The organism is Vibrio sp. 1402, from assembly GCF_033340275.1.
The window spans coordinates 1-507 of sequence record NZ_JAWOWE010000761.1 but is presented as its reverse complement, the minus strand read 5'-3'; the positions used below and the strand labels follow the sequence as shown (position 1 = coordinate 507).

Sequence of the window (507 nt, the reverse complement as noted above, 5' to 3'; positions counted from 1 at the left end):
TAAAAAACATGTACAGCAACTTACCAGATCTTTGGGATGACTCTCTGGAAGGCCTGGATCGCTACCGCTATATCATCAATGCCTTTACAAGAATGCGTTTCTGCTTTTCTGATGGTCGTTTAGATATGGACTGCAAACTGCCTCCGCAAGAAGTCACAGGTGACCAATTGGTACCTTGGTTTGAACTGCCACACCGCATACCGTTAGAAAAAACAGTGTTATTCGGTCACTGGGCAGCATTGCAGGGCTATATCGATGAAAAAGTCATTGGACTCGATACAGGTTGTGTCTGGGGTGGTTCGCTGACGATGATTCGTTGGGAAGACAAACAACTCTTTACTCAAGACGCTCTCGATTAATCACTAGATCGTTACTCCAAAAACAAAAAGCACCGTGGTTACGGTGCTTTTTTCTATTCTGCTTCGAGAGACTTTTCTAACTATTGCTTTTCTAAAATCGTAAAACGCATGTTGTAAGCGTTTTTCTCATCCGCTTGGTAGGTTTCAG

1 pseudogene is annotated in these 507 nt (G+C 43.2%); it reads left to right on the top strand.

Annotated features, from left to right (window positions below):
* Window positions 1–359: pseudogene (locus R7044_RS28350) on the top strand (bis(5'-nucleosyl)-tetraphosphatase); the annotation flags it as partial.
* Window positions 360–507: the final 148 nt, after the last annotated feature.